This is a genomic window from Desulfovibrio sp. 1214_IL3152 (assembly GCF_036763055.1).
Classification (GTDB): domain Bacteria; phylum Desulfobacterota; class Desulfovibrionia; order Desulfovibrionales; family Desulfovibrionaceae; genus Desulfovibrio.
In genome coordinates, this window is sequence record NZ_JBAIYW010000210.1 from 1 (window position 1) to 1,344 (window position 1,344).

The 1,344-nt window shown below is 61.9% G+C and carries 3 protein-coding genes; all 3 read left to right on the forward strand.

Going from position 1 to position 1,344, the window contains the following annotated elements; translation table 11 throughout:
- Positions 1 to 565, forward strand: a 565-nt coding sequence (locus V6C07_RS04425; RefSeq protein WP_333535155.1) for a class I SAM-dependent methyltransferase, incomplete at its 5' end; no start/stop codon positions are given.
- A gap of 65 nt (positions 566 to 630) precedes the next feature.
- Entirely contained in the window at positions 631 to 1,047 is a 417-nt protein-coding gene (gene nikR, locus V6C07_RS04430) for a nickel-responsive transcriptional regulator NikR (protein ID WP_012625386.1), read from the forward strand.
- Positions 1,047 to 1,344: GTP cyclohydrolase, FolE2/MptA family (locus V6C07_RS04435; protein WP_333535156.1), on the forward strand; the 298-nt coding region annotated here is incomplete at its 3' end. The genes nikR and V6C07_RS04435, both read left to right, overlap by 1 nt.

Sequence of the window (1,344 nt, forward strand, 5' to 3'; positions counted from 1 at the left end):
TGCCGACTCCCACGACTTTGACGACGAGCGCCTGCCCTATTGGACGGAACTCTGGCCGTCAAGCGTGGCTTTGGCCTCATGGCTGCATGAGCGCCGCCATGTGATCGAAGGGCAAAACTGCCTTGACCTGGGCTGTGGCCTGGGCCTCACGGCTATGGTGGGCCAGTGGCTCGGCGCACGGGTGACGGCTGCGGATTATGAAGAAGAGGCCCTGCGCTTTGCCGCCCGCAACGCGAAGCTCAACGAGGTTTCCCAGGCTCTGTGGACAGTTATGGACTGGCGCTGTCCCGCTGTGCGGTGGGGCAGCATGCACCGCATCTGGGGCGGCGACATCATGTATGAAAAACGCTTTGTAACACCGGTACTGCGCTTTCTGGGCCATGCCCTGGCCCCTGACGGCGCGGCATGGGTAGCCGAGCCGGGGCGTTCGGTTTACGATACGTTCCTGCACGCCCTGCAAAGCGGCGGCTGGCACGGAAGGCGGGTGTACGCCCAAAAGGTGGAAGCCCTCTACGCCCAGCCCGTACCCGTCACCGTGCAGGTATGGGAAATCCGCCGCGCCTGACGCGGCCGCAACACAAAAGAACAGCGCTCCGCCCTTGCGGGCGGGAAGCGCCGCAGGACACTGTTATGGGAAATCTTGCACGCTTTGGCGTTTCACTGGATCAAGACCTGCTGGAACCCTTTGACGAACTTTGCCGGCGCAAAAGCTATCCCAATCGTTCCGAAGCCATACGCGACCTTATCCGCAAGGCGCTGGTGGAAGAAAAGTGGAACAGCGACGCCCACGGCGCCGGCACGCTCACCCTGGTTTATGACCACCATAAAAACGATCTTTCCCGCCGTCTTGTGCAAATTCAGCACGACGACCATGACCTTATCGTCACCACCCTGCACGTACACCTTGACCACTACAACTGTCTTGAAGTGCTCGTGCTCAAAGGCGAGCCCAAGCGCATGCGCGCCCTGGCCGACAAGCTTATCGCCTGCCGCGGCGTCAAGCACGGCACTTTCACCGGCACTACCACAGGAGAGGACCTGGCATAATGGAAGACGTGCAAAGTCATGCCCCGCAGATTCCCCTGAACATAGACCGTGTGGGCGTGCGGGAACTCCGGCTGCCGCTGCTCGTGCGCGACCGCACCAGGGGTACGCAACAGACCGTTGCCAGCGTGGACCTTGGCGTGGACCTGCCCTCTGCGTTCAAGGGTACCCACATGAGCCGCTTTGTGGAGGCGCTGGAGCAGTGGAATGATGAAATCAGCTACCAGTCGGTGCGCCGCCTGCTGCAGGACATCAGGCAGCGTCTGGAGGCCCGGCGGGCTTACGCGCGCTTCTGCTTTC